Annotated in this window: 4 protein-coding genes; 3 read left to right on the top strand and 1 reads right to left on the bottom strand. The window is 55.3% G+C overall.

Annotated elements, in window-relative coordinates:
* Together BP822_RS00780 and BP822_RS00785 are read left to right on the top strand one after the other, a co-directional pair.
* On the top strand, window positions 1-1299 hold a 1299-nt coding region (locus BP822_RS00780), incomplete at its 5' end, for a MutS-related protein (protein WP_286877517.1).
* Window positions 1300-1331: 32 nt separating this feature from the next.
* Window positions 1332-1547: a hypothetical protein gene (locus BP822_RS00785; RefSeq protein WP_013719688.1), complete on the top strand. Its 216-nt coding sequence runs from the start codon at window positions 1332-1334 to the stop codon at window positions 1545-1547.
* Window positions 1548-1673: 126 nt separating this feature from the next.
* Here the strand turns inward: BP822_RS00785 and BP822_RS00790 are convergent, their stop codons facing one another.
* The gene (locus BP822_RS00790; RefSeq protein WP_157863754.1) at window positions 1674-1904 is read right to left on the bottom strand and encodes a hypothetical protein; all 231 of its coding nucleotides are present in this window, start codon (window positions 1902-1904) and stop codon (window positions 1674-1676) included.
* A 31-nt stretch (window positions 1905-1935) separates the two neighbouring features.
* Here BP822_RS00790 and BP822_RS00795 point away from each other — a divergent pair.
* On the top strand, window positions 1936-3144 hold a 1209-nt coding region (locus tag BP822_RS00795; protein ID WP_286877518.1), incomplete at its 3' end, for a DEAD/DEAH box helicase.

Genomic DNA, 3144 nt, shown 5'->3' on the forward strand with positions numbered 1-3144 from the left:
GCTGCCGCGGTGGAGGCGGCATCGAAGCTTCAGGCGGCGGGAGTAGAGGACTTTCGGGGCTGGGAGGATTTCTTCGACCGGATCAGCAGGCTTGGCGATAAGAGCGACATTGAGGCGGAGCGGTTGAGCAGGCTGGCCGCCCGGCTGGAGGGTTGCGTGGACCAGGCAGCATCCACAGCTAATGAGGAGCTGAAGAGAAGGATCGAGAACAGCTCGCTCACCCTGGATGGGACGGACCTCTTGCAGGTGATGAGCCGGGGAGATGGCATCCGGGAGCTCTTCGAGATCCGGATGAAAGGGATCTATCAGGAGATTTTGAAAGAGGCAAAAGAGCGCGCCAGAGAGGATCTGGATCTGAAAGGAGCTGAGGAGGTCTGGCTGGATGAGATATTCTCCTCTGCCGTCAGCTACCCTCTGGAGCTGGACCGAAGAGCATTGCGATCCTTTGAGCAGGAGCTGCGCAGCCGGCAAGAGGAGAGGGGCCTGAAGGCAAAAAGAGAGCTGGCCCGTGGTCTGGCTGAGGAGAGAAATCGGGCGGAAACGCTGGTCCATATTCTGATGGAGTTCGATTATTCCTATGCCCTGGGCTCATTCACCCTGAAGGAGGGTTTGATCTTTCCGGAGATTGCATCAGAGACCTGCCTGTGTTTTCAGGGAGCAAGAAACCTCTCTTTAAAGCAGCCGGAAAAGGTGAGCTACTGCCTTGGTGGAGGGCCGGGCGAGCCTCCAGAGATGGTGGCCCTTCTCAGTGGAGTCAACTCCGGCGGCAAGACCACTCTCCTGGATCTCATCTCTCAGATAGTCATCCTGGCGCAGATGGGTCTGCCCGTGCCCGCCGAAAGCTGCAGGATCAGTCTATTCGAGCAGCTTTACTACTTCAGCAAGAGCCGGGGTACCCTCTCCGCCGGAGCCTTTGAGACGGCGATGAGAAAGTTCGCTGTGGTGGAGAACGAGAAGAGAAAGCTGGTCTTGGCCGATGAGCTGGAGTCCATAACCGAGCCCGGAGCCTCGGCGCGCATCATCGCCTGCATGCTCGACGAGTTGAACCGAAGAGGCTCAGCCGCGGTCTTCGTCAGCCACCTGGCTGAGGATGTGCGTCGCTTCTCAGAAACCCCGGTTCGGGTGGACGGAATCGAGGCGGAGGGACTGGATGAGAACAACTGTCTTGTGGTCTGCCGCAGCCCGCGGTACAACTACCTGGCGAAGAGCACTCCCGAGCTGATACTGGACCGGCTGGTTCGTACCACCAGGGGGCAGGAGAAGGAGTTTTATTCCCGACTACTGGGGAAGTTCAGGTGATCTTTTTATATTCATGAGTTGACCTGTTATATATGGAAGTCTGGCATATAGTAGCATTCTGTATCCTCTTGTTCCCCCTATTCCTCGCCGCCAACTACATCCTGGTAAAGAAGATGGCCGCAGAGAGGAGGTTGCGCGATGAGCGGCTGGAAAGGGCAGCCTCAGATAGCGTGAGAGAGAGCTATTCCGGCAAGGGACTGCCCCACCAGAGCTGGCCCAAGTATAAGGCGGCGAGGAAGAAGAGATGAACTATGGATCGGCATATTGACCGATAGATGGGACCGACAGATATTTAGTCTGGTGAGGAGATGCTCAACCGCTCCATTTGCATTGATTCGATAAATTGTTGAGATGTTTTTGAGGCTGATATCGGTTCAGCGAATCGATAGGAAATCAAATAAATAATGGAAATGATTTGAAACCGCAGAGGCAGCTTCTTCTCTGGCCCTAAAACGGGCTGTCGGATCAGGCTTCCTTAAAGAGACGGATGGCTCTGGAACGATTTTGATTATGAAATCAATCGCTTCGGGAGACATCCATCGTCGTTTAATGCCTCTGCTTCCGGCAGGCATGCATATCTTGCGAGCTATTGCCGTGGACTTCATCTTGTTTTCAGATTCAAAGAAGAGGCATTAAATGTCATTTGGAAATCTGAATATAATAGATCCGCTCTTGCGAGCGATTGCTCTAGAAGGATATACCACCCCCACGCCGATACAGATGCTGGCCATACCCCCATTACTCGAGGGAAAAGATCTGCTGGGGATCGCTCAGACGGGAACGGGAAAGACGGCGGCATTTGTGCTGCCCATACTGCAGAGAATGTCAGCCGAGCGGCGAGCCAGCCGGCCGGGCTCACCGCGGGTGCTGGTGCTTGCTCCTACCAGAGAGCTTGCTGCCCAGATCGGCCAGAGCTTTGCCACCTATGGCAAGTTTCTCCGCTTCAGACAACTGGTCATATTCGGCGGCGTCCGCCAGGGGCCGCAGGTCAATATGCTCTCCCGAGGAGTCGATATACTAGTCGCCACTCCTGGCAGGCTCTTGGACCTGATGAACCAGGGCTACATAGAGCTGAAAGGGGTTGAGTTCTTCGTCCTGGATGAGATCGACAGGATGCTTGACATGGGCTTCATAAGAGACGTGAAGAGGATAGTCTCGGCTCTGCCGGAGAAGCACAGCTCCCTTTTCTTCTCTGCCACTCTGACCCGGGAGACGGGCGAGCTTGCCCAGAGCCTTCTTAATGATCCGGTGCATGTGCAGGCCTCTCCCTCGGCGTGCACTCTGGACTCCATCGATCAGCAGGTATTCTTTGTCGATCAGAACTCCAAGAACTCCCTTCTGCTCGATCTCCTCTTAAAAGAAGATATGAAGAGGGTCCTGGTCTTCGCCCGCACCAAGCACCGGGCGGATAAGGTGGCGCAGATGCTGTCCAAAAACAGGATTCAGTCGGATGCCATTCATGGCAACAAGTCGCAAAACCAGCGCACTAAGACTATGGAAAGGTTCCGATCAGGCAGGATAAGGGTGCTGGTGGCGACCGACATCGCCGCCCGGGGCATAGATATCGATGATATCACCCATGTGGTGAACTATGACCTGCCAAATGAGCCAGAGAGCTACGTCCACCGCATCGGGCGCACCGGCAGGGCGGGAGCTAGCGGCAATGCATTCTCTTTCTGCTCTGCAGAAGAGCGCAGCTTCTTGAAGGATATCGAGAGGCTTACCCGGGAGAAGATAGAGGAAAGAGAGCATAAGTATCATTCTCCCCGGGCAAAGGCGGCAACTGGCGCGGATGCAAAGCCCTTATCCCCTGCCAGGTCAAGGGTCACCCGGGTTCAGCAGAGG

It is taken from the genome of Methanosaeta sp. UBA458 (assembly GCF_002496085.1).
GTDB classification, from domain to species: Archaea; Halobacteriota; Methanosarcinia; order Methanotrichales; family Methanotrichaceae; genus Methanothrix; species Methanothrix soehngenii.